At 43.0% G+C, this 24925-nt stretch carries 29 protein-coding genes; all 29 read left to right on the top strand.

From position 1 onward, the window contains the following. Nucleotides 1-24 precede the first annotated feature (24 nt). Entirely contained in the window at nt 25-570 is a 546-nt protein-coding gene (gene hslV / locus AC787_RS31890; RefSeq protein WP_054028995.1) for an ATP-dependent protease subunit HslV, read from the top strand. A gap of 78 nt (nt 571-648) precedes the next feature. Next, a complete protein-coding gene (gene hslU, locus AC787_RS31885; RefSeq protein WP_054028994.1) occupies nt 649-2049 on the top strand; it encodes an ATP-dependent protease ATPase subunit HslU in 1401 nt (466 codons plus the stop codon). A gap of 27 nt (nt 2050-2076) precedes the next feature. Beyond that, on the top strand, nt 2077-2847 hold the full coding sequence (codY, locus tag AC787_RS31880; RefSeq protein WP_054028993.1) for a GTP-sensing pleiotropic transcriptional regulator CodY: 771 nt from the start codon (nt 2077-2079) through the stop codon (nt 2845-2847). Nucleotides 2848-3063: 216 nt separating this feature from the next. Next, nucleotides 3064-3477 (top strand): flagellar basal body rod protein FlgB, encoded by a 414-nt coding sequence (gene flgB, locus AC787_RS31875; protein WP_054028992.1) that lies wholly within the window; start codon nt 3064-3066, stop codon nt 3475-3477. A gap of 2 nt (nt 3478-3479) precedes the next feature. Next, nucleotides 3480-3929: a flagellar basal body rod protein FlgC gene (gene flgC / locus AC787_RS31870; RefSeq protein ID WP_054028991.1), complete on the top strand. Its 450-nt coding sequence runs from the start codon at nt 3480-3482 to the stop codon at nt 3927-3929. Nucleotides 3930-3964: 35 nt separating this feature from the next. After that, on the top strand, nt 3965-4273 hold the full coding sequence (fliE, locus tag AC787_RS31865) for a flagellar hook-basal body complex protein FliE (RefSeq protein ID WP_321166200.1): 309 nt from the start codon (nt 3965-3967) through the stop codon (nt 4271-4273). Nucleotides 4274-4315: 42 nt separating this feature from the next. Then, the gene (fliF, locus tag AC787_RS31860; protein ID WP_054028989.1) at nt 4316-5887 is read left to right on the top strand and encodes a flagellar basal-body MS-ring/collar protein FliF; all 1572 of its coding nucleotides are present in this window, start codon (nt 4316-4318) and stop codon (nt 5885-5887) included. A gap of 11 nt (nt 5888-5898) precedes the next feature. Next, on the top strand, nt 5899-6912 hold the full coding sequence (fliG, locus tag AC787_RS31855) for a flagellar motor switch protein FliG (RefSeq protein WP_054029065.1): 1014 nt from the start codon (nt 5899-5901) through the stop codon (nt 6910-6912). Further along, entirely contained in the window at nt 6905-7744 is an 840-nt protein-coding gene (locus AC787_RS31850) for a FliH/SctL family protein (RefSeq protein ID WP_054028988.1), read from the top strand. Before fliG ends, AC787_RS31850 begins: the two co-directional genes overlap by 8 nt. Next, on the top strand, nt 7731-9056 hold the full coding sequence (gene fliI / locus AC787_RS31845; protein ID WP_054028987.1) for a flagellar protein export ATPase FliI: 1326 nt from the start codon (nt 7731-7733) through the stop codon (nt 9054-9056). Before AC787_RS31850 ends, fliI begins: the two co-directional genes overlap by 14 nt. Before the next feature lie 8 nt (nt 9057-9064). Beyond that, nucleotides 9065-9511, top strand: a complete 447-nt coding sequence (gene fliJ, locus AC787_RS31840; RefSeq protein ID WP_054028986.1) for a flagellar export protein FliJ — start codon at nt 9065-9067, stop codon at nt 9509-9511. 37 nt (nt 9512-9548) lie between these two features. Beyond that, complete coding sequence (locus tag AC787_RS31835) at nt 9549-10454, top strand: magnesium transporter MgtE N-terminal domain-containing protein (RefSeq protein ID WP_054028985.1); 906 nt, start codon at nt 9549-9551, stop codon at nt 10452-10454. A gap of 46 nt (nt 10455-10500) precedes the next feature. Further along, nucleotides 10501-11871 carry a flagellar hook-length control protein FliK gene (locus AC787_RS31830; RefSeq protein ID WP_054028984.1) on the top strand — a complete coding sequence of 457 codons (1371 nt, stop codon included), beginning with the start codon at nt 10501-10503 and terminating at the stop codon, nt 11869-11871. Nucleotides 11872-11912: 41 nt separating this feature from the next. Further along, nucleotides 11913-12437 (top strand): flagellar hook capping FlgD N-terminal domain-containing protein, encoded by a 525-nt coding sequence (locus tag AC787_RS31825; protein WP_063847743.1) that lies wholly within the window; start codon nt 11913-11915, stop codon nt 12435-12437. After that, the gene (locus AC787_RS31820; RefSeq protein WP_054028983.1) at nt 12437-12814 is read left to right on the top strand and encodes a TIGR02530 family flagellar biosynthesis protein; all 378 of its coding nucleotides are present in this window, start codon (nt 12437-12439) and stop codon (nt 12812-12814) included. Before AC787_RS31825 ends, AC787_RS31820 begins: the two co-directional genes overlap by 1 nt. 116 nt (nt 12815-12930) lie before the next feature. Beyond that, nucleotides 12931-13749, top strand: a complete 819-nt coding sequence (gene flgG, locus AC787_RS31815; RefSeq protein ID WP_054028982.1) for a flagellar basal body rod protein FlgG — start codon at nt 12931-12933, stop codon at nt 13747-13749. 55 nt (nt 13750-13804) lie between these two features. Continuing rightward, nucleotides 13805-14032, top strand: coding sequence for a flagellar FlbD family protein (locus tag AC787_RS31810; protein WP_054028981.1), 228 nt, complete (start codon nt 13805-13807; stop codon nt 14030-14032). Continuing rightward, the gene (locus AC787_RS31805) at nt 14029-14493 is read left to right on the top strand and encodes a flagellar basal body-associated FliL family protein (protein WP_054028980.1); all 465 of its coding nucleotides are present in this window, start codon (nt 14029-14031) and stop codon (nt 14491-14493) included. The genes AC787_RS31810 and AC787_RS31805 overlap by 4 nt, the downstream gene beginning before the upstream one ends. A 37-nt stretch (nt 14494-14530) precedes the next feature. Further along, nucleotides 14531-15532, top strand: coding sequence for a flagellar motor switch protein FliM (fliM, locus tag AC787_RS31800; protein WP_054028979.1), 1002 nt, complete (start codon nt 14531-14533; stop codon nt 15530-15532). Beyond that, nucleotides 15522-16787: a flagellar motor switch phosphatase FliY gene (fliY, locus tag AC787_RS31795; RefSeq protein WP_054028978.1), complete on the top strand. Its 1266-nt coding sequence runs from the start codon at nt 15522-15524 to the stop codon at nt 16785-16787. The genes fliM and fliY overlap by 11 nt, the downstream gene beginning before the upstream one ends. Nucleotides 16788-16809: 22 nt before the next feature. After that, nucleotides 16810-17172, top strand: coding sequence for a response regulator (locus tag AC787_RS31790; RefSeq protein WP_054028977.1), 363 nt, complete (start codon nt 16810-16812; stop codon nt 17170-17172). Between the two features lie 57 nt (nt 17173-17229). Next, nucleotides 17230-17829: a flagellar biosynthetic protein FliO gene (locus AC787_RS31785; RefSeq protein ID WP_054028976.1), complete on the top strand. Its 600-nt coding sequence runs from the start codon at nt 17230-17232 to the stop codon at nt 17827-17829. Between the two features lie 37 nt (nt 17830-17866). Then, nucleotides 17867-18574, top strand: coding sequence for a flagellar type III secretion system pore protein FliP (gene fliP / locus AC787_RS31780; RefSeq protein ID WP_414731013.1), 708 nt, complete (start codon nt 17867-17869; stop codon nt 18572-18574). Between the two features lie 22 nt (nt 18575-18596). Further along, a complete protein-coding gene (gene fliQ, locus AC787_RS31775) occupies nt 18597-18866 on the top strand; it encodes a flagellar biosynthesis protein FliQ (protein ID WP_054028974.1) in 270 nt (89 codons plus the stop codon). Between the two features lie 11 nt (nt 18867-18877). Then, nucleotides 18878-19675: a flagellar biosynthetic protein FliR gene (gene fliR / locus AC787_RS31770; protein WP_054028973.1), complete on the top strand. Its 798-nt coding sequence runs from the start codon at nt 18878-18880 to the stop codon at nt 19673-19675. A gap of 13 nt (nt 19676-19688) precedes the next feature. Next, nucleotides 19689-20783, top strand: coding sequence for a flagellar biosynthesis protein FlhB (flhB, locus tag AC787_RS31765; protein WP_054028972.1), 1095 nt, complete (start codon nt 19689-19691; stop codon nt 20781-20783). Between the two features lie 22 nt (nt 20784-20805). Continuing rightward, complete coding sequence (gene flhA / locus AC787_RS31760) at nt 20806-22836, top strand: flagellar biosynthesis protein FlhA (protein ID WP_054028971.1); 2031 nt, start codon at nt 20806-20808, stop codon at nt 22834-22836. After that, nucleotides 22833-24035, top strand: a complete 1203-nt coding sequence (gene flhF, locus AC787_RS31755) for a flagellar biosynthesis protein FlhF (RefSeq protein ID WP_054028970.1) — start codon at nt 22833-22835, stop codon at nt 24033-24035. Before flhA ends, flhF begins: the two co-directional genes overlap by 4 nt. Further along, the gene (locus AC787_RS31750; RefSeq protein WP_054028969.1) at nt 24032-24901 is read left to right on the top strand and encodes a MinD/ParA family protein; all 870 of its coding nucleotides are present in this window, start codon (nt 24032-24034) and stop codon (nt 24899-24901) included. Before flhF ends, AC787_RS31750 begins: the two co-directional genes overlap by 4 nt. Nucleotides 24902-24925 lie beyond the last annotated feature (24 nt).

The following is a 24925-nucleotide window of genomic DNA, read 5'->3' as shown; positions in this document are numbered from 1 at the left end:
TTGGAACCTTGAGGAGGCAAAGCAATGGAAATGCAATTTCACGCAACTACGATTTGCGCAGTTCGTCATGAGGGTAAAGGTGCAATTGCCGGGGATGGTCAGGTCACTTTTGGGAATAGCATGGTCATGAAAAACTCTGCGAAAAAAGTAAGAAGGCTCTACCGCGGTCAAGTCGTCGCAGGTTTTGCAGGATCAGTTGCAGATGCCATTACTTTGTTCGAAAAGTTTGAGGCTAAGCTGGAGGAGCATCACGGCAACTTACAACGCTCTGCTGTTGAGCTTGCTAAGGAATGGCGCTCCGACCGCGTCTTGCGCAGATTGGAAGCAATGATGCTCGTTATGGACAAATCAGGCTTGCTGCTTATATCAGGCAATGGTGAGATCATAGAACCGGATGACGGTATTTTGGCAATTGGCTCAGGCGGCAGCTTCGCTTTATCGGCTGCTAGAGCGCTACAACGTCATGCACCTCAAATGGAAGCAAAAGATATCGCGCGTTCATCGCTAGAAATAGCAGCAGAAATTTGTGTGTTCACGAATCATAATATTATTGTTGAAGAGATCGAATAAATCGAGTAACACTATTTTGGATAGACGGCCAAACTTCGGAAAGTCATAGCGAAGAATAGAAATCGGAGGGATTTTATAATGGGAAATGATGCACTGACGCCACGTCAGATCGTAGCGGAGCTAGATAAGTATATCGTTGGACAAAAACCGGCGAAACGTTCAGTAGCAATTGCGCTTCGCAATCGTTACCGGAGAAGTTTGCTCGATGAAACGCTGCGCGATGAAATCGTTCCGAAAAATATTTTGATGATCGGACCTACCGGAGTAGGTAAAACGGAAATCGCACGCCGCTTGGCAAAGTTGGTAAAAGCACCTTTTGTTAAACTAGAAGCGACGAAATTTACTGAGGTCGGCTATGTTGGCCGAGATGTTGAATCCATGGTCCGAGATCTAGTGGAAACGGCTATTCGCATGGTGAAAACAGAAAAAACGGAAAAAGTGAAAGACAGAGCAGAAAAGCTTGCTAACGATCGGATTGTTTCTTTGCTCGCGCCGTCGACAACAAAAGCTAAATCGCAAAAAAATCCTTTTGAGATGCTGTTTGGCAATCAACAGCAGTCAGAGGAACAAAAGGAAGAGCCGGAAGTAGAAAATGCGCTCTTTCAAAAACGCTCGCAAATTAAAGAGCAGCTCGCCTCTGGAAAACTGGAAAATGAAATCATTGAAATTGAGGTAGAGGACTCCTCACCTAACATGATGGATATGCTGTCGGGCCAAGGACCAGAAGGTATGGGCATGAATATGCAAGAGCTGTTTGGTCAATTAATGCCTAAGAAGCCTAAGAAGCGAAAGCTGCCTGTCAAGGAAGCACGCAAGGTTTTGACACAGGAGGAAGCTAATAAAATAATCGACATGGATGATGTCATTACCGAATCGATTACAAGGGCTGAGCAATCCGGCATTATTTTCATAGATGAAATTGACAAAATTGCGAGCCCGTCACGTGGATCAGGACCAGATGTTTCCAGGGAAGGCGTTCAACGTGATATTTTGCCAATCGTTGAAGGCTCTACTGTAATGACAAAGTATGGCCCAGTTAAAACGGATTATGTGTTGTTTATTGCTGCTGGCGCATTTCATGTTGCCAAACCTTCTGATTTGATACCTGAGCTTCAAGGTCGTTTCCCAATCCGGGTAGAGCTAACCAGTCTTAGCTTGGACGATTTTGTAAGTATTTTGAAAGAACCAAAAAATGCTTTAACAAAGCAGTATTCCGCTCTGCTTGAGACTGAAGGCATTCAGATCGAATTTACGGATGAAGCGATTCGTGAGTTGGCATCCATAGCAGCAGACGTTAACCGCAATACCGAAAATATTGGTGCACGGCGCTTGCATACGATTTTGGAGAAGCTGCTGGAGGATCTATCTTTTGAAGCGCCTGAGCTGTCGCTCGAAAAAATGACGATTACGCCGGAATACGTTCGAGAAAAACTCGGAAGCATTGCGCAAAATCGTGATTTGAGTCAATATATATTGTAGTTGTTATGAGTTTTGGGAGGCATTAGAATGACTTTACTAACAAAGACTAGAACGCTGAACCGGTTGTTACAACGTGCGGCTGGTAAGGCGCTGAGTTTCAGGGAAATGGCAGAAGTACTATGCACAACAATTCAAACCAATGTGTTCGTCGTCAGCCGGAGAGGGAAAATACTTGGCTGCTCCGCTGTAGACGCGTTTGATCATGATTTTATGCGAACGTTATCTGCTGATGAGCTTCGTTTCCCACAAGAGAGTAACGTTCGTTTTCTCGATATGCAGGAATCTATGACGAATGTGAAGCCTGATTCGGGAATTTATGAAACATTTCCGCGTTTAGGTGATCAAGAAATTATGACCGTTGTACCTATTATTGGCGGAGGAGATCGTCTAGGAACGTTGGTACTGACCCGTTTGTCGGGTACTTTCGATGATGATGATCTTATTTTAGCAGAATATGGATCAACGATTGTAGGCATGGAAATTTTACGCGAGCGCACTGATGAAATCGAGCAGGAGGTTCGCAGCCGTGCAGTCGTTGCAGTTGCGGTCGGCTCATTGTCGTTTAGCGAATTAGAGGCAGTTGAGCATATTTTCGAGGAACTGGATGGCAAGGAAGGTTTGCTTGTCGCATCAAAAATCGCTGACCGAGTGGGTATTACACGTTCAGTTATTGTAAATGCACTAAGGAAGTTGGAGAGTGCTGGCGTCATTGAAACAAGGTCCTTAGGTATGAAAGGCACATACATTAAAATATTAAATCACCAATTATTGCAAGAATTAGACAAAATAAAGAGATGATTATAGGACGTTTAGACCATTTTTGCCCTATCTGATTTTAAAGATAGGGCTTTTTTCTTATTGTAATAAATTAGGAAATTGTTGAATATTATCTTGTCGGCAAAAATCGACACATGAATCTCATTTTTTTAATATTTGCTGTCGAACAAAGAAGGAATGAGCGGTAATCTGTTGAATACGTTAAGAAGATCCCCTATGTGAAAGTGGTGAAACTACGTGAATTTGTTGAATGGCGCAGCATTTGGAAGAATGGAAGGTGCGCTTCAAGCAGCTGAAATGCGGCAACGCGTCATTTCTAACAATGTGGCAAACAGCGATACGCCGCATTTCAAACGATCAGAGGTTTTGTTTGAGGAATTATTAGAGCAATCAATGGGAAATAAGCAAGGGCAATTGATCGGCAAACGAACGGATCAAAAGCATATTGCTATTGGAGCAGCTTCTTCTAATGTACCTATACCCAAACTTATTACCGATGAAACAACTTCGATGAACAACAATGAAAATAATGTTGATGTTGATCGTGAAATGTCTTTGCTAGCCAAAAACCAACTAAGCTATAACTTTTATGTTCAACAAATCAATCATGAAGTAAGAATGATGCGCACAGCGATTGAAGGGAGAGCTTAACGATGAAATTGTCCACAGGGTTTGATATCAGTGCTTCGGCTCTATCAGCACAAAGACTGCGGATGGATGTCATTTCTTCTAATATAGCGAATGCAGAAACGACGCGAGGCAGTTTTGTGAATGGACAATTCCAGCCATACAAACGAAAGATGGTTGTTATAGAACCACTGCAGCAGTCCTTTTCGAATGTACTCTCTCAGCAAATGAATGACAACCCCGCAGTTCAAGGAGTTAAAGTTACGAAAATCAAAGAGGATCACTCACCGAACAAGCTCATTTATAATCCAACGCATCCTGATGCTGATGCAAACGGCTATGTAAATATGCCAAATGTGGATGTTACGAAGGAAATGGTGGATATGATTGCAGCGACACGTTCATATGAAGCGAACGTAACAGCGCTAAATGCTACTAAATCAATGTTTGTTAAGGCACTAGAAATAGGAAAGTAAATGATTGGAAAAACAAGTGAAGCATTGGGGGAGTAATGATGATACAAGCGATGTCGCTTAGTCCGGTTCAGCCAACCAAACTCATTGAAACTAAATCGTTTCAAGAAGCGACTCCGGCGCAATTGACACAATCATTTGGTCAATTTCTACAAACGGCAATTGATAATGTAAGCGATCAGGAAAAGAACGTTCATAAGCTTAACGACAAATACTTAGTAGGTCAGGTTGATGTTTCAAAGGTTTTAATTGCTTCTGAGCAGGCGCAACTGAGTTTGCAGCTTACCTCACAAGTCCGCAACAAAATGGTCGAGGCATATCAAGAAATGATGCGGATGCAAATTTAACCATCATAATGAACTAGCATAGTATTTGGGTGAGGTGAAAGTGTGAACGAGAGAATCGCCCAGTTTCGAGGTAGGCTTGCACAATTATGGAGCCAGACGGGCAGAAAACAAAAAATTTGGTTGGGGGCATCTATTAGTGGACTATTGTTAGCAATTATTTTGTTAACGATTGTATTTACCAGAACGGAATACGAAATTGCTTTTCAAGGTTTGGATACAACTGACGCCGCTGCTATTATGACATACTTAGACGGAAGCGGAATTCCCTACCAACTCAGCAATAATGGGAAAAGCATTTCAGTACCGAGCACAGATGCAGCACGAATAAAAGTTGATGTAGGTTCTCAAGGATTAGTTCAAAACGGTTCGATCGGCTTTGAAGCATTTAATGCAAGCTCAAGCCAGTTTGGAACAACCGAAAATGAATTCAATGTAAAATATTTAAACGCTTTGAATGGTGAAGTTCAACAATTGCTGAATGCCATGCAAGGTGTAGATAGCTCGAAGGTTTTGGTGAACTTGCCAAAAGAAAGTGTATTTCTTTCAGCAGAAGACGCGGAGCAAGCATCGGCATCGATTATGATGAAGTTCATGTCAGGATATCGTCCAAGTCAGAAGGAAATCGACGGCTATTACAACTTGGTGAAAACAGCGGTTCCGGATTTGGCAATCAAGGATATTACAATCTCAAGTCCACAAGGCGAATTAACCTATTCTGAAGCTGCTGGCGGAATAGCTAACAATTCAGATGCAGTGGAGTCGCAATTCATTATCCAACGGAAATATGAGACAGAGCTTAAGAAAAATATTCAGCAGTTTCTAGGACCTATCGTAGGTGCTGATAATTTAGTCATTCAGGTTTCAAGCAGCATGAACTTCGATAAGAAGACATCGCAAGAATCTGTTGTGAAGCCATTAGAAAATAACAATAATAATGGCATTATCATTAGTGAAGAGATTAAAAACAGTACTTCGACTGGTAACTCTGGAGAAGCGGGCGGAGTAGCAGGAACTGGAGAAACTGATGTGCCAGGTTATGAAGCAGCTTCGACAGGCAGCAATTCTTCAGAAACAAACTCGTCCATTCGGAATTATGATGTTACTCGAATCAATAGCAATATCGAATCTGGGCCGTTTGTATTAAAAGATCTTTCTATTAGTATAGGCATCGAACAGTCGCAAATGAATGATGAAGCAAGTAGAACTGCCATTATGACATATTTGACTGCGTTAGTGCGCGCACAGCTAGCAGATTCTGGTCAAGATGTAAGTAATGACGAATTAATCGAGAAAAAAGTTGCACTTATTGCTAGAACATTCTCCGGAAGCAGTTCTGCTAAAGAAGCAAACCTCCTATCAACGCCTTGGATTATCGGAATTGGTGTTGCTGCACTTGCCATTATTGGCGGACTAATCTTTATGCTAGCTCGCAGACGCAAGAAGGTTGCCGAAGAAGAAATCGAATTGGCAGCTCCAGCTAATGTGGAATATCCAACTCTTGATTTGGAAAGTGTCAACAACGACAGTCAGGCTAGGAAAAATCTTGAAACACTTGCCAAACGAAAACCGGATGAGTTTGTTAACCTTCTTCGCACATGGCTCGTGGATGAATAGAGGTGGTTCATGTGGCAAAATCAATGCAAGGATTATCAGGTCGACAGAAAGCTGCCATTTTACTCATAACGCTTGGACCTGATGTATCATCACAAATATTCAAGCATTTACGGGATGAAGAAATTGAACAGCTAACACTTGAAATCGCAAATGTTCGTAAAGTTGACAGTCTTGATCGTGAAACGATTTTAAGCGAATTCCATCAAATCTGTATGGCTCAAGAGTACATCACGCAAGGCGGCATTTCTTACGCAAAAGACATTTTGGAGAAAGCACTTGGTGAACAGAAGGCTCTTGAGGTTATTAACCGATTGACGGCAACACTGCAAGTAAGACCATTTGACTTTGCTAGAAAAGCCGAGCCTACTCAAATTTTGAATTTTATTCAAAATGAGAACGCTCAGACAATTGCTTTAGTATTATCTTATTTGCAATCTGAGCAATCATCCCATATCCTTTCTTCGCTGCCGCAAGAGAAACAAGCGGAAGTTGCAAGGCGGATTGCTTTGATGGATAGCACATCGCCAGAAGTTATTTCGCAAGTAGAAAGAGTGCTAGAGCAAAAGCTATCCGCAACTGTTACGCAGGATTACACGAATGCCGGCGGTATCGATTCGATCGTTCAAATATTGAATGGTGTCGATCGCGGAACAGAGCGTACCATTCTCGATGCGCTTGAAATTCAAGATCCAGAGCTTGCAGAAGAAATCAAAAAACGGATGTTCGTATTCGAGGATATTGTCAATATCGACAATCGCTCGATTCAACGGATCATACGCGATATCGAGAATTCGGATCTTCAACTTGCGCTTAAAGTTGCAAGTGAAGAGGTTAGAGAAGCTATCTTCCGCAATATGTCGAAGCGTATGGCTGAAACATTCAAAGAAGAAATGGAATTTATGGGACCAGTGCGGCTTCGTGATGTTGAAGAAGCGCAGACTCGTATTGTTGCTACCATTCGCAGATTAGAAGAGTCAGGTGAAATCATCATCGCCCGCGGTGGAGGAGACGATATCATTGTCTAATTTGATCAAATCCTCGAGTGTGATTACTCTTGATCAATTGAAGCAGCTGGAATGGCTGCATCAACGGAATCTTGAAATCAATGAAGCGATTGGTCAGGAAGAGGATACTGAACCTGTTCCGGATGAAGAAACGATAACTTTGCGAGACCAAATATTGAATGATGCTCAGCTTTATGCAGAAGAGAGACTGCGCGATGCAGCAGAAGAAAGTGAAAAGCTTCTTGCTGAAACACAGCAGCAAATCGATGTATGGTGGCTCGAAAAACGTACAGAAGATGAAGCAGAATCAGAAGCATCCAGGCAATCAGGTTATGATCTTGGTTATGCCGAAGGAGCTGCGCATTCCGAAAAGGAAATGCGTGAGATCTGGGAGCAAAAGCTGGCTGAAGCTTCGGATGTGCTAAAAACTGCATTTCAAATGAGAGAACAAATCATTCAGGAAGCAGAACCGTTTCTTGTTGAACTAAGCTGTGAGATTGCCGAAAAAATTATTGGGCAGCAGCTAACGCTAGCTCCTGAAATGGCGATCGAGCTGATTCGCAAATCATTGTCAAGACGCAGAGAACAAGGTGTTATTACACTATGTGTCGCACCTAGTCAGCTTGCATTTGTACAAGCCGCAAGGGAAGAACTTCACTTTGCTATCGATTCGCAAGCAGAATTGCAAATTTTGCCTGATTCCACAGTGAAGGACAATGGTTGTGTCATTCGCTCATCGTTTGGCAGCATAGACGCTCGAATTGACACACAGCTTGCTGAGATCAAAAAAGAATTAATACATCTTGCTCATCACAGCGGCGAAGAACGGGGTCATGCCTATGATAGTGAATAATCTGGATGTACTTAAGTATATTGAGCATTTGCAGCCGCTTGATCCCGTACGGGTTAATGGCAAAGTCACTCAGGTCATCGGCCTAACGGTAGAATCAGAAGGACCGGATGCAAGTATAGGTGACGTTTGCTTTATTTATCCATCCAAAGGTGCTAAGCCTATAAAAGCCGAAGTTGTTGGATTTCGTGATAATAAAGTCATCTTGATGCCACTTGGCGACCTTCAGTCTATTAGTCCAGGCTGTGATGTCGTAGGTACGGGTAAACCTTTGACGGTTCAAGTCGGATCAGAGCTGCTTGGCAAAGTGCTTGATGGGCTCGGAAATCCACTAGATGGGTCATTTTTGCCTAGACGCATGCCACATTATTCTACTTATAATGAACCTAGTAATCCGCTTAAACGTCCGCGTGTCGTTGAACCGCTCGGTATTGGTGTAAGAGCGATCGACGGACTTCTTACTGTCGGTCGTGGTCAGCGGGTAGGCATATTTGCTGGCTCTGGTGTTGGCAAGAGCACACTGCTAGGGATGATTGCGCGCAATACATCAGCAGATGTCAACGTAATCGCCTTGATCGGCGAGCGTGGACGTGAGGTGCTCGAATTTATCGAAAAGGATCTTGGCCCAGAAGGCTTATCGCGTTCGGTAGTTATTGTGGCAACTTCGGATCAGCCTGCACTCATTCGTATGAAAGGCGCATTAATTGCGACTTCCATCGCTGAATATTTTCGCGATCGCGGTCTAGACGTGATGTTGATGATGGATTCCGTTACAAGGTATGCGATGGCTCTACGTGAAGTAGGCCTAGCTATTGGAGAACCGCCGGCTACGAGAGGTTATACGCCTTCCGTTTTCGCAGCATTGCCAAAGCTTTTGGAACGTGCAGGGACAGGACCGACAGGCTCGATCACCGCTTTTTACACCGTTCTAGTTGATGGTGACGATATGAATGAACCCATCGCGGATGCTGTCCGCGGAATATTGGACGGACATATCGTGTTAAGTCGTCATTTAGCTCACAAAGGTCATTTTCCTGCCATCGATGTTTTAGCTTCTGTCAGCCGTGTCATGAAGGAAATTGTAACGGAAGAGCAACAGGATGCGGCGAATGAACTTAAAAAAATGTTAGCTACATATAAAGATTCGGAAGACCTTATCAATATAGGGGCGTACCAACGAGGAACAAATGTAGAAATTGATATGGCACTTGAATTTATTGAACCGATTCAAAGCTACACAAAGCAAAAAACCAATGAAAAGGTGAGCTTAGAGGAAGCTCAAAGTCGTTTAATTACTGACTTCTACAGGAGTTGAATCACGAGATGGCATCGTTTCGTTATACTTTTCAAAAGGTTATTGATTTAAAGTCTAGTGAAAAAACACAGGCGGAATGGATTCTTTCATCGGCTATCGGTGCTCTAGCGGCGGAGGAACTGTCGTTAGAGCAGCTGCGTGCGAAGCAACAAGAATGGGAATATAAGCTGCATGAATCTTCTCGGACTGCTGTTCCCTTATCGGAGCTTCAAGTCATTCAGCAATATTTGGACTATTTAGTAACTTGTATAACAAGCAAATTGAAAGATGTGTTGCAAGCACAGAAGGCGGTTGAGCAAAGCAGACTTAAACTTTCAGACAAAATGAAAGATGAGAAAGTGTGGCTTAAAGCAAAAGATCATGCGCGTGATCGGTTCCAGTATGCGATGCAAATAAAAGAGCAGAACGAACTAGATGAGATGGCAAGCGTCCGTTTCATGATACCAACCCCATAAAGTGATGAGTGACACCGGCTAGAGGGAGTGAGTGGAATTGGCGGGTACGGATAATGAAAAGCAAGGCTATAGCACCCTAGAGAGAATTATGTTTTTGATGACACCGATCTTATTTGCAATCGTATTGCTCGGCGTCTTGTATACCTTGTTCAATATTGATTTTCGCAATAAAATGCTGGAAGCCGGCAACTCAGTTCCATTCTTAAAAGACGTGCTTCCCGAGCCAAAGGTTACAGGCGGTCCTGGAAATGATGAAGCTTTGAAGACAGCGAACATGTCAGCCAAAATTGCAGATTTGCAAACACAGCTTACTGCAATTGAAAGTGAATTGGCAGCTGCGAATCAAACAAAGGCAACGCTTGAGCAAGAGGTTAAGGACTTAGAAAGTGATAATACTCAGCTAAAAGGCGTTAACGACGAACAATTACTCGAGGATGAGCAGTATCAAGCGAAAATTCAAGAACTCGCAAGTATGTTTTCAAAAATAACGCCAAGTAAAGCTGCTCCAATCTTGCAAAGTATGAGTTTAGAAGAGATGGTACTCGTATTTGCAAACATGCGGCCAGACGATCGAGTACGCATTATGGAGAAAATGAATCCACAGACGGCTGCTGACGCAGCTATGAAGTTGAAGGATAACGTGCAAGCAAAGGATTTGCAAATTGCCGCGCTTCAAGCCAGACTCGACTCGCAGAAGTCGCCAACAACAAAACCTGCATCATCCGTTCTTGATCAGGAGCAATTAAGTGCAACGTTTACAGCTATGAATGCAAAGAGCGCTGCGGAACTACTGATCAAAATGGTAGATGTAAGTCCAAGCAAAGTTCTTCGTATTTTAAATGCAGTGGACAATCAAACAAGATCGTCTATTATAGCTGAAATGTCTGGAATAAATGAAACAACGACAGCACAAATCGTATCCAAATTAATGTCAGGAAGTTAATGACTGACCTTTTGTTTTCCCTCTAATTAGAAAGGAGGTGAGAAAAATGGAGATGAATATTTCACAAGTTGCTGTAGCTCAGCCGCAAGCACAAGCAGCACAAGCTGGACAAGCAAGCAACAGCACAAATGGAGCCGCTTTTCAGAAAACATTAGTGCAGCAAATGAATGGCGAAGCTGCTAACAACAGCAGTCAGGCACCAGGCACACCATTGGTTGCAAACGTTTCTAAGGAAGCTCCGAATGGGGTGGATGGAGCTGCAGTTGCACCAACGTTATCGGAACTCATGTCAATCATTGATGGTTTGATCGAGCAGCTGGATACAACGAATGGAGAAGAAGGGAAAACACCGCTTGAAGACAATGAACAGCTTCAGCAGTTAGAAGCCGTATTGGATCAAATGAATGCTTTACTTGCTCTTCTTGGAATTCCAGTGCCCGTCATTCAACAATCGATTAGCCAGCTTACAGGCGAAGAGGGAAGTCCTTCTACTCCGCTAGAGGTGCAAAATGCAGTAAACATGAAGTCAAACCTGCAAGATACGTTGCTGCAATTACAAGTGATGCTTCAGCAGGGAACAACAAAGCTGATTGGGCAACAAGAGCCAACCGTTTTGGTAGCACAGCAGCTTCAAGCGTTAACAGCGATTTTGGAAGGCGAGCCGGTGGATACGACTAAGACTCATACGAAATCGACCGCTTTTACTCAACAACTGTTTACAGCTCAAAATGCACAACAGGCTGACGTTAGTACATTTTTGCAAAGACTATCCCAGCAAACGGCTCATCCTGCACTATTAGCAACGGCAGTTCAGGGTATGGAGCAAGCAATTGCAACTGAAGCATCGGACTCTACTATCGAATTGATTCCGCAAATGCAGCTTGGAACAAACAATTCGGATGTTATGCGGACATTCACGTCTCTCGTTGCTAATGCAGGAGCGGCAACCTCATTCGTTGTTGCTGATGAATTTGCCAAATCGATGACGGGCATGATTGTACAGAAATTTGATCTAACGACAATGAATGGTGTTTCAGAAGCTAAACTGATGCTTTTCCCTGAGCATTTAGGTCAAGTTGACGTAAGAATAACGATGCAGAATGGACTTCTGACCGCTATCTTCCAAACGGATACTGCAATGGCTAAGGATATGTTAGATAACCAAATGGCTCAACTAAGATCCGCTCTTCAAGCACAAGGTCTTATGGTAGACAAGCTTGAGGTTTCGCAAGGTCAATCAGCTGCGCAGCTATTTCAGCAGCAGCACGGACAAGGAAGCAATCAGCAGCAAGCATCTAACCGGCATATGAATAATGGTGAAGATAGCGTAAGCGAGGCTCAATTTGAAACCGAAATGATTGAACAAGCATCTATCCAGGGTCTTGGATTTGGCAGAGGCATAAACGTTAAAGCGTAGTGGAGCAAGCAGAGGGTTAGAGAGATCGGAGGTGATCGGAAATGGCAGATAGCATTTCTACTCGCGTAGTTTGGCCGAATTACAGCAAAGAAAATGTACAAGCCGCAGCTAACAAAAAAACGGATACGCTTGGAAAAGATCAATTTCTAAGTATTCTAGTCACGCAGCTTCGTAACCAGGATCCCATGCAGCCGCTTCAAGATAAAGAGTTTATCGCTCAGATGGCACAATTCACTTCTGTAGAGCAGCTTATGAATATGTCCACCGAACTATCTTTAATGCGCCAGAACATTGGTTCAGCATCTAGCTTGATCGGTAAAACGATTGAATGGAATGAATATGATGATGCTGGTGAAATCAAAACCGTTAAAGGCGTAGTTGATTCCATTATTTCGAAGGAAGGCCTCCTCTATGCAAGAGTAGGCGGAGCTGAGGTGGCTCTTGATTACGTCACATCTATCTCAGAATCAAATGGTGAGACAACGTCTCCAGAGGATCCTACGGGTGAAGACGAAGACAAGAATCCTCCTGATTCAGCTGGTGCTGAGGAAGGGGCTGATAAATAATGAATGAAGGCATGAAAATCGGTCATATTTTTCCGGTTAAGTCGACACCTTTGCAGCCTAATAAGACAGTTGCGAACCGTTCAGCTCAGCCTTCGGAATTTCAAGAGATTCTTAATGGCAAGGTTCTAAAGTTTAGTCATCATGCTGAGGTGAGAATGCAGCAGCGAGGCATAAACTTACAACCAGAGTCATTAACCAAAATAATGAACGCGGTTGAAGAGGCTGCATCCAAAGGCGCTCAGGATTCATTAATTGTTTTTCGAGATATTGCAATGATTGTGAATGTCCCAAGCCGTACAGTGGTTACCGCAATGGATGGCGGACAAATGCGAAACAACGTATTTACGCAAATAGATAGCGCTATTATATTATCGTAAGGCTGGACCTATCAGGGAGCCTCAAGTTGTGGATCGATTGAAGCAGCTTATGATAGTGCTAACATACATTTAAAGCCCATAAGATTTTAAACCATTCCCTAGGAGGAATTACAAAAATGCTAAGATCGATGTATTCGGGCGTGTCCGGTATGCGCGGCTTTCAAACAAAGCTTGACGTTATTGGTAACAATATTGCGAACGTGAACACCGTTGGTTTTAAAGCAGGCCGTGTGATGTTCAAAGATATTTTAAGCCAGACGGTTGCGGGCGTTACCGCACCTGAGGATGGCGTGCGTGGCGGTGTTAACGCAAAGCAAATCGGACTCGGCGTATCTATCGGTTCTATCGATACGGTACATACCGCAGGAAGTGCAATGACAACGAACCAACCTACAGACCTTCGTATTGACGGAGACGGTTTCTTTGTAGTAAGAGCGAATGAAGACTCCGAAATGCTTCTAACGCGTGCGGGTAACTTTACGCTTGATTCGAATAGACAACTTGTAACCGGAGACGGCTACTTTGTACTAAGCGTCGATCAAGAGCCAATCGTGCTTGATGAAGCGATTACGGCGTTTTCTATCGGTCAAGATGGAACGATCATGGGTGTAACGGCGGATGGTACGGAAGCAGTTGCACAGCTCGGTGTTGCCAAAGTTGTAAATCCTAGTGGTCTTGAGAAGCTAGGCGGCAATATGTACCGTGTAACAGCTAATGCTAATCCGGATGCTTCTATTGAGGATTTCATGACGTTCGCGACTGATCCAGAATTCGGAACTGGCGCAATTATTTCTGGTCAGCTAGAAATGTCTAACGTGGACTTAACTGCTGAATTTACAGAAATGATCGTTGCACAACGTGGTTTCCAAGCAAATTCACGTATCATTACGACTTCTGATGAAATTTTGCAAGAGGTAGTTAATCTAAAAAGATAGGTAAGTCATAACGAGCGGGAGGCTTAACGCCTCCCAAGGTGTGAGGGGGTAACTGATGATTACCGTAACGCGGTTGAACGGAACAAAGGTCACAATAAATGCACTATTAATTGAAATGATTGAAGAATCAGCGGATACGGTTATTACGCTTACGACTGGCAAGAAGCTGGTTGTAAAAGAAAAAACAACGGAACTGTTGCAGCTAAATGGGCAGTATCTTCGTACAATTGGCCTTATTGCGGCGGCCCAAAAGAGTGAGCAAACGGAGGGTCCCTCGTCATGAAGAAAATGATACCTTGGTTAATAACTATTTTGCTATCTATAACATTAATCGCAATCGTTTCAATCATCTTGTTCAAATCGTTTTTCACTGACCCTAAGGAGCAGGCGACGGAGACAAAAACCATTGAGGTTAAAGCCTTATCGGCTGATGAGCGTGTAGAAGTAACTTCTGAATTAAAGGACTTTAGAAGAAACTTGAAAGATCCTGAATATGTTGTCATTTTGAGCTTTGCTTTCCAGCTTGATAAGAAGAAAACAAAAGAAGATTTTGATAAACTGCTTGAGATTGAAGTTCGACCTATTATTAACCGTGTTGTTGCTGATATGACAGCAGAAGAGCTGCAGGGTTCTCAAGGTGAAGATGCGCTTGAGTCGAAGCTGCTCAACTTAATTACTCCCATTATTCCAAAAGGGAAATTGATTAAGGTAGAAATCACAAGCTTTACGCTTGCTGAAGTTTAACTGACTACGCAGACATTCCTCGAAGGAGGTGAGATATTTGGTTGATGTTTTATCGCAAAATGAAATTGATGCGCTACTAGCTGCCTTGGATTCCGGTGAAATGGATGCAGAGGATTTAAAAAAGGAAGAAACGACGCGAAAAGTCAGTGTGTATAATTTCAAACGCGCCGTACGTTTTTCGAAGGATCATATTAGAAGTTTGACTCGGATTCATGAAAACTTCGCACGGTATTTGACAACCTATTTCTCAGCGCAACTTCGCACATTTGTTCAAATTAATGTCGTGCAGGTCGAGCAATTGCCTTACGATGAATTTATTCGTTCGATACCGAAGATGACGATATTGAACATTTTTGAAGCGGAGCCACTGGAAGGTCGAATGGTGCTGGAGGTTCATCCGAACGTAGCGTACGCCATGCTTGATCGAATGTTAGGCGGACAAGGCATAGCGCCATCCAAAATCAACAACTTAACTGAAATTGAAACAATCATCATGGAGAAAATTTTCAGTCGAACGTTTGAAGGCTTACAGGAAGCTTGGAAAACAGTAATCGATATTTCTCCTAGGCTGGAAGCATTGGAAACGAATCCGCAGTTCATGCAGATTGTATCGCCAAATGAGACGATAGCGCTCATTTCATTCAGTACCAAAATTGGTGATACGACAGGTATGATTAACCTTTGTATTCCACATGTCGTAATTGAACCGATCATGTCCAGGTTATCCGTACATCATTGGTTTGTCTCGCAGAAGAAAGCTCGCGCACCAGAAGAGGTTGAAATCCTGGAGCAACGAGTAAATAAAGCAAAGCTTCCTATTGTTGCTGAGCTTGGTGAATCATCACTTACAATCCAAGAGTTTTTAGGACTGAATATAGGCGATGTTATTTCATTGAATAAGTCAGTCAATGATGGTCTCAACATTAAAGTTGGAGACAAGCTTAAATTCATTGGCAGTGCAGGCTCCGTTAAGGACCGGTTAGCTGTTCAAGTAGATGAGATTGTCACTGAAGGAGTGGAAGAAGATTATGACGAGTAAGGACTATTTGTCACAAGAGGAAATTGATGCATTGCTACGTCAATCCTCCAGTGAGCAGGAACCGGAGCAGCTCTCTGAGGTCGGAACACAACTTTCAGACTTTTTATCCGATATGGAACAGTCTGCCCTGGGTGAGATTGGTAATATAACATTTGGCAGTGCAGCAACAGCGTTGTCTACATTGCTTGGCAAGAAAGTAGACATTACTACACCACAGGTCACTATTGTAAGAAAAGATGAGCTTGCAGACATTTTCCCTAAACCGCATGTTGCAGTTAGCGTTCAATACGTTGACGGATTTCAAGGTATTAATTCACTGGTCATAAAAACAAAAGATGCCCAAATCATTGCTGATTTAATGCTTGGCGGCGAAGGAACCAACATCGCTGTAGAAGAGCTTAATGAAATTCATATTAGCGCTGTTCAAGAAGCGATGAATCAAATGATGGGTTCATCAGCTACATCGATGTCGACGATCTTTAATCGCTTTGTCAATATTTCGCCACCTGGCATTGATATCTTAGACGTTAATAACGGTGATGGAATGGAGCATTTGCCTCCAGTTGATATGTTCATAAAAATATCATTCCGGTTGACGATTGGTGATCTCATCGATTCCACGATCATGCAGCTTCTACCAATTCCGTTTGCGAAACAAATGGTTGATATATTGATGGGCGTTGTGGACGATCAACCATCTCAGCCTGCTGTTACAGCACCGCAAACGGCTACAGCAGCGCCTGTAGCTCAACAAGCAATGGCAATGCAAGAAACGGCCGCAACAGCTCATATGAACGCTGTGCCGCCGCAAATGAATATGGCTTCACAGGCGCAGCAGATGCCTTCTATGCAGTATCAAACACCTGCAGCTGGCTACGACATGTCGATGCAGCCGCCGGGGCCTCATACATATGGTCATGCTGCTAACCGAAATGTTAATGTACAGCCTGTGCAATTTGCTAATTTTGGCAATGCGCCACTTATTCAACCAGATGAAACAAACCTCAATTTACTGCTCGACATACCGCTTAAAGTCACGGTAGAATTAGGAAGGACCCAGAAGCAGATAAAGGATATTTTGGAGCTGTCGCAAGGTTCTATTATTGAGCTGGACAAGCTAGCTGGCGAACCTGTCGACATCCTAGTGAATAACAAGTTGATCGCAAAAGGCGAGGTTGTTGTCATAGATGAAAACTTTGGTGTTCGTGTAACGGATATCGTAAGCCAATGGGACCGCATTCAAAAATTACAATAGCATCCTAGGAGGATAAAAAAAGATGGCAAACCGCATTCTTATCGTAGACGACGCAGCTTTCATGCGCATGATGATTCGTGATATTTTATCAAAGAACGGCTACGAAGTCGTCGGTGAAGCTCAAGACGGCGCTCAAGCAGTTGAGAAGTACAAGGAATTGAAACCTGATTTGACAACGATGGATATTACGATGCCTGAGATGGACGGAATTTCCGCATTGAAAGAAATTAAAAAAATTGATGGCAATGCTAAAGTAATTATGTGTTCGGCAATGGGTCAGCAAGCAATGGTTATTGATGCGATTCAAGCAGGCGCAAAGGACTTCATCGTCAAACCGTTCCAAGCTGATCGTGTAATTGAAGCGATCAAGAAAACTCTCGGATAACGGTTAGACATTATGTTTAACATAGCTTCGCGCATTTCAATGGTGTCTGCTCTTGGGATGGCGATTTGGCCACGATTTGCGGCTGCTGCTGCACAGGACGGCAGCAGCGCAAACGATGAAGGACAAATGATGTTTACCGGAACAAATGATCTAGCGGGCAACATGATTTGGGTTATCGTATCGCTTGCCATCGTTATCGTATTAATTATTTTAGTCATTAAATGGCTGTCTCAGCGCAATCGTATGTGGGGAACGAACCGATCGCTTCGTTCACTCGGCGGTATTGCGCTAGGACAAAATAACTCGCTACAAGTCGTCGAGATTGCAGGTCGGATCTATATCGTTGGCGTCGGTGAGAACATAACCCTAATTGATAAGCTTGATGATCCTGAACAAGCGAGTGCTGTCATTTCAGCATTGGAACGCGTGCAGGAATCAGCATGGTCAAAGGATCTAATCTCTCAAATACTTAAGAAGTTCAAAGATCGCAACAATCACAATGAGTCTGATCCAACGAATGAGCAATGGAACAAGACTTCTTCCTTTCAAGATTTGTTACAAAATAAGCTTAGTCAGCAAGCTGACCGCAAGCAGCAATTGGAATCGTTATTGCATGAATCTAAAACAAATGAACGGTTGATGGATGATGAAAAATAAATGGTGGATATCAATCGTTGCTGTTCAACTGCTTGCGATGTTGTTACATAATCAAGCATTTGCCGAGCCGTTACCCGACGTATCCATCAATATTGGCGACGGAAGCGGTGACACGCCCGATACTAGCGCATTATCCATTCTTCTATTAATTACAGTTTTGAGTGTCGCACCAGCCATAATGGTTCTGATGACAAGCTTTACTCGGATCGTTATCGTTCTAGGCTTTGTAAGAACATCGCTTGGAACGCAGCAAATGCCGCCCAATCAAGTCTTGATTGGACTGGCTATGTTCTTAACCTTTTTTATCATGGCTCCTACGTTCTCGCAAGTAAATGATGTGGCACTGCAACCCTATTTAAAAGGTCAAATCTCTCAAACAGAAGCCTTTCAGGAAGCTTCTGTGCCGATGAAGAAGTTTATGTTCTCTCATACGAGAGAAAAGGACTTAATGCTCTTTATGAATTATACAAAAACAGAGAAGCCAGCTTCATTTGAAGAGATTCCGATCACCGTATTGATACCAGCATACGCAATAAGCGAGCTGAAAACAGCCTTTATAATGGGATTTATGATTTTCATTCCGTTTCTCGTCATCGATATGATTGTCGCAAGCACATTGATGGCAATGGGGATGATGATGCTTCCTCCTGTTATGATTTCCTTGCCGTTTAAGATACTGCTATTTGTATTAGTAGATGGATGGTATTTGATCGTAAAATCTTTGTTGTTAAGCTTCAACACGTGATACTAGCAGGGAGGGACGTTTGATGAGTACTGATTTCATAATCGGGTTGGCCAGTCAGGCCGTATTCGTTGTTTTGAAAGCCAGTGCACCAATGCTCGTTCTTGCTTTGGTCGTAGGGTTACTAGTCAGCATATTTCAAGCAACAACACAGATTCAGGAGCAGACGCTAGCTTTTGTTCCGAAAATTGTAGCGGTTTTCGTGTCCATCATCATTTTTGGCCCATGGATTCTAAATACGGTTATCGACTTCACTTACAATCTGCTGAACAATCTTCATAATTACATCGGTTAGGTTGTGAGTCTATGAACGCGATCGTACAGGGTTTCCCTATTTTTTTGTTAATCTTTTGTCGAATAACTGCGTTTTTCGTCGTAGCGCCTGTTTTTTCCTCACGAGGTGTACCAAATGTTTTTAAAATTGGGCTCGGATTTTTTATCTCGTTCATCGTTTTCTTAACGTACGGCATGAAGCAGACGATTGTACCGGATGCAGAATATATTCTAGTGCTGGTTCGAGAGATATTGGTCGGCGTACTTATGGGATATGTAGTCTATTTATTTTTTACGGTCGTTCAAACCGCTGGAGCCTTAATGGACTTGCAGGTCGGTTTTGCAATGGCAAATATCGTAGATCCCCATACAGGTACGTCAGCCCCGTTGCTTGGCAATTTTAAATACATGATGATCTTAGTTGTTTTTCTAATGATGAATGGTCATCATTTTTTGTTAACAGGCCTTATGGACAGTTACGAATGGATGCCTTTGTCCAATGAGTTGTTTAGCCGAATAATGAGTGGCAGCATCACTGATTTTTTAACGAGGACATTTGCAAATACGTTTTTGCTGGCTATTCAAGTATCAGCGCCGCTCGTAGTAGCCATGTTCCTGACGGATGTTGGTTTAGGTTTCTTGACCAAAACCGCTCCGCAGTTCAATGTTTTTGTAATCGGAATTCCATTAAAGCTAATTATAGGCATGATTTTGCTAGTCTTGTTAATGCCAAGTCTTGCTGGCATATTCGAAAGATTGTTTTCCATCATGTTTGACGCTTTGGAGCAGTTATTCGGTATCGTGCAAGGACCGCCGCCTGAAGTGAAATAGGAGGATGCTTCCCATGCGAAATTACCGTCTAGAGCTTGATTTACAGCTCTTCAGTCAAGAGAAGACTGAGGAAGCGACTCCGAAGAAAAAGGACGAAGCAAGAAAAAAGGGTCAAATTGCGAGATCGGCTGACTTACCGGGTTCATTAATATTAATTTTTGTTTTTATGTGCTTCATTATGATGGGCGATTATTTCAAGAAACATATCATGATGCTTTTCGGAAATTTATTTGAAGACTGGCTGTTGATGGATCTAACGACCGGAAACGTGTTGTCGCTTTTCAATGATGTGACGATAGAGATGATGCTAATCTTACTGCCTATCTTTGCTGTAACCGTTTTGGTTGGTGTCCTCGGCAACGTTGTACAGTACGGTTTTTTGTTAACCGGTGATCCTCTAAAAATGAAATTAAGCAAATTGAACCCGATTAACGGCTTTAAACAAATTTTTTCCGCTAAAACAGTAGTAGAATTTTTGAAAAGTGTTTTAAAACTACTTATTGTAGCAGTGCTCGTTTATATGACCATTTCAAAAGAATGGAATCGCATATTAGTTCTTGCTAGCTTGCCGATCCAACAAATATTTAGTTTCACCGCTGGTTTAACGATAAAACTAGGCATTGAAATTGGCGTGGTTCTCACTGTACTCGCACTAGCTGATTTTTTCTATCAACGCTATGAGCATAACAAAAGCTTGAAAATGTCTAAGCAGGACATTAAGGATGAATACAAAAAATCTGAGGGTGACCCGATTATTAAGAGTCGCATTCGTGAGCGTCAGCGCAAAATGGCCATGCAGCGCATGATGCAAGAAGTTCCTAAAGCGGATGTCATCATTACCAACCCTACACACTTTGCGATCGCATTGAAATATGATGCAACCAAAATGGAAGCGCCAAGGATCATTGCCAAAGGAATGGATCATGTAGCGCTTCGTATTAGAGAGATAGCTAAAGAAAACGGTGTTGTGACAATGGAAAATAAGCCGCTGGCCAGAGCGCTTTATGAACGAGCAGAGATTGGAGATGTTATTCCGCCAGACTTGTTCCAAGCTGTGGCAGAGGTGCTCGCATATGTATATAAGATGAAAGGCCGAGTAAAATCATAACACTACGGGAGGTGGAGGCGTCATGAAAGCAAAGGACTTTGTAATACTATTTGGCGTAATTGGAATTGTACTCATGATGATAATCCCGATCCCAGTCCTACTATTAGATATACTCATTATTTTAAACATTTCGATAGCATTGATGATTTTACTTATTGCAATGAATACGAGGGAAGCGCTTGATTTCTCAATATTTCCGGCAATCCTATTGATTACTACCTTATTCCGTCTAGCGTTAAACGTTTCTACAACTAGAAATATTTTGTCGCATGCGGAAGCAGGAGAAGTTGTTGCTACATTTGGCAGCTGGGTTGGCGGAGGACAAATTGCAATTGGGTTTATCGTCTTCCTCATACTCGTAGTCGTGCAGTTCATCGTCATTACGAAAGGTTCGGAACGGGTTGCAGAGGTCGCAGCTAGATTTACGCTCGACGCGATGCCAGGTAAACAAATGAGTATTGATGCAGACTTGAATGCTGGTTTGATTAATGAACATCAAGCGAAAGCTCGTCGTTCAAAAATCGAACGTGAAGCGGACTTCTACGGGGCAATGGACGGTGCCAGCAAGTTTGTAAAAGGTGATGCGATTGCTTCGATTATCATTCTAGTCATCAACTTGGTAGGCGGTTTCATTATTGGTATGGCCATTCACGATTTGAGCTTTGGTGAGTCACTTTCGACTTTCTCAATCCTTACGATTGGTGACGGTCTCGTCAGTCAAATACCTGCGCTACTTATTTCCACGGCTGCAGGCCTTATCGTAACAAGAGCAGCATCAGATGGGAATTTGGCAGAGGATGTAACAGCCCAGCTATTCAAATATCCGAAGCTACTATTTATAGCCGCTGGAACAATCGCTTTGCTAGGCCTTACACCAATCGGTCCATTAAGGACATGGCCATTCGCCATTATGCTGGCCTTCGGCGGCTGGTATATGCAGAAAGCCATACATAAGCAACAAGAGCAAGAGGACATGCTTGTTGAAGAGCAGCAAATTGAAGAGGTTCGTAGTCCAGAGAGTGTAATTAGCCTCTTACAGGTCGATCCAATTGAATTTGAGTTTGGTTATGGCCTTATCCCGCTTGCGGATACGCAGCAGGGTGGAGATTTGCTTGATCGAATCATTATGATACGTAGGCAATGCGCTCTGGAACTTGGGCTCGTTGTACCGGTCATCCGGATTCGGGATAACATTCAGCTTAAACCAAACGAGTATGTCATTAAAATTAAAGGAAACACAGTCGCTCGCGGCGATTTGCTGCTTAATCATTATTTAGCGATGAGTCCAGGATTTGAGGACGATTCGGTCGTCGGTATTGAAACGACAGAGCCAGCCTTCGGATTGCCTGCTATTTGGATTGACGAGCAGATGAAGGAACGTGCGGAACTTTCCGGCTATACGGTTGTTGATCCACCATCTGTTGTTGCCACTCACTTAACAGAAATTATTAAACGTCATGCGCATGAGCTAATTGGACGCCAAGAAACGAAACAGCTCGTAGAAAATGTAAAAGAATCATATCCTGCACTTATCGATGAGCTCATACCGTCCATTCTTACCATTGGTGACGTACAAAAAGTTTTGGCGAAGCTGCTGAGAGAAAAAGTATCTATACGAGACCTTGTCACCATATTTGAAGCACTAGCGGATCACGGAAACTATACAAAAGATCCTGATATATTGACTGAGTATGTGCGGCAGTCGCTATCAAGGCAAATTACACAGCAATTCTCATCAGGTAGTGATACGTTGCGAGTGATTACAGTAGGACCACAGCTTGAGAAAAAAATTGCGGAATCAGTACAACAGTCGGATCAAGGCAGCTATATTGCACTGGATCCTGTTTCCACTCAGCAGATTTACCAGAAGCTTAACGAACATGTAAATCGCCAAATACAAGCAGGCCAACAGCCTGTTGTACTCGCATCGCCTACCATTCGGATGTATTTGAGGCAAATTGTCGAGAGAACGATGCAGGATGTGCCAGTTCTGTCTTACAGTGAGCTTGAACCAAATATTGAAGTTCAGAGCGTCGGGGTGGTGAATCTATGAGAGTAAAACGATATGTTGTCAGTGCATTGCCAGAAGCAGTTTCTCTTATTCGAAGCGAGCTCGGGAAAGATGCCGTCATATTGAATACGAAGGAAATCAAGGTAGGCGGCTTTATGGGGATGTTTCGTAAAAAAAAGATGGAGGTTATTGCCGCTATCGAATCGAATCAAGCGAGCCCTCCAGCCAAACCTCAGCGAAATCCGAATCCTCAAGTAGATGCGGTCGTTGAGCAAATTTTGCAAACGGCTCAGCGAACAGTAACTGCTGTAATGGAGCCGCCTGTGGTGCTTGCAGCAGAACCTCAGAAGGAAAAATTAGAACGAGAACAGTATATTATCGATGAGATTCGAGATTTAAGAGAGTATATGCTCAAGCTATCAAAACAACAAAGTAGTCTATCGGCTATGTCCGAGCACTTGGTTGTATTGAGAGAACATCTCATAGAACAAGAAATGGAACCGCAGTGGATTGAGCGTTTAATCCAAACGATTTCAGATAAGCAAGCAGAAGAGAAGATTGATTACTCAAAAGAGCAAGTATGGGAGCATGCGGCTGAGCTGCTAGAAGAATGGCTGCAGCCGTATAGCGGAAGCAGTATTAGCAGCCAAGTGAGAGTTGTTCATTTTGTTGGTCCGACCGGAGTTGGCAAGACGACGACCATTGCGAAGCTGGCAGCTGAACAAACGATTAAACATGGAAGAAAAGTTGGATTTATTACTTCAGATACTTACCGGATAGCAGCGGTGGATCAGCTAAGAACCTATGCTAACATTTTGAACGTGCCGCTTGAGGTCGTATTTTCGCAAATGGATTTGCCGCGTGCCTTCAAGCAGCTTGAAGAGCGGGAGCTCATTTATATGGATACCGCTGGACGAAACTTCCGAAGCGAGCTTCATGTATCAGAGGTTAACAGTTTGCTTCAGACTACCGAGCCTAATGAAACGGTATTAGTGCTCAGCATGACTGGCAAGACGAAGGATATGTCTGCGGTAGCGAATCATTTTTGCAAATATGGCGTTCGAAAAGTATTGTTTACAAAACTAGATGAAACATCGGTTTACGGAGCTATTTTTAACCTCATTATGAATTTCGAATTGCTTCCTACCTATATGGCGAGTGGACAAACGGTTCCTGACGATATAGAGAAGTTTCAAGTGGACTCATATGTTCGGCAGCTGCTCGGGAGTAACAGCTTATGATGGACCAAGCTGAAGCATTACGTAATCTAGTCAAGCAGCAGGAGCTTCAAGTTGATGGTCGAACGACTCGCGTGGTTACAGTTACCAGTGGCAAGGGTGGAGTTGGTAAATCAAATTTCAGCTTGAATTTTGCACTGGCGCTTCAACGATTGGGTAAAAAAGTGCTCGTATTTGATGCAGATATCGGTATGGCTAACATTGACGTGCTAATGGGTGTTTCATCAACCTATAATTTGTATCATCTGCTAAAGCAGGAAAAAACGATTTGGGAAATCGTGCAGGAAGGACCGGAGGGACTTAACTTTATTGCTGGTGGTTCCGGTTTTAGAGATTTGATGGATTTGTCTACAGAGCAGCTCGACCGTTTTGCTGATGAGATCAGTAAGCTGCACGGCAGATATGATGTTATCTTGTTTGATACTGGGGCTGGCCTTTCGAAGGAAACCATAAAATTTATAACTGCGGCTCAAGAGACGATTGTTGTGACGACACCTGAACCAACTTCAATTACAGATGCTTATGCATTAATTAAGATGGTTAAATCAATGGAGGTGGACGTTCACTTCAAACTAATCGTCAATCGAGCAGCCGATTTCCGCGAAGGTAAGCAAACTGCTGAAAAAATCAGTATGGTCGCACAGAGGTTTCTTCAATCTGATTTGCCTCATCTGGGTATTTTGCCTGATGACCCAAATGTGTCAAAAGCGGTGAAGCGTCAAGTGCCATTTACTGTAGCTTATCCTGGAAGCGAAGCATCCATTGCGATTGATCGGATCGCAAAGCAATTTCTTGAAATACCACAAAATACTGCAATTAACGGCGGTGTCAAAGGATTTCTGCATAAAATGTTCAGACTCTCAAGATAATCCTTTGGAAGTGAGGAGGAAAAG

Origin of the sequence: Bacillus sp. FJAT-28004, assembly GCF_001280845.1 — a bacterium.
Classification (GTDB): Bacteria; Bacillota; Bacilli; order Paenibacillales; family Paenibacillaceae; genus Pristimantibacillus.
This window is presented reverse-complemented; position numbering and strand designations above follow the sequence as displayed.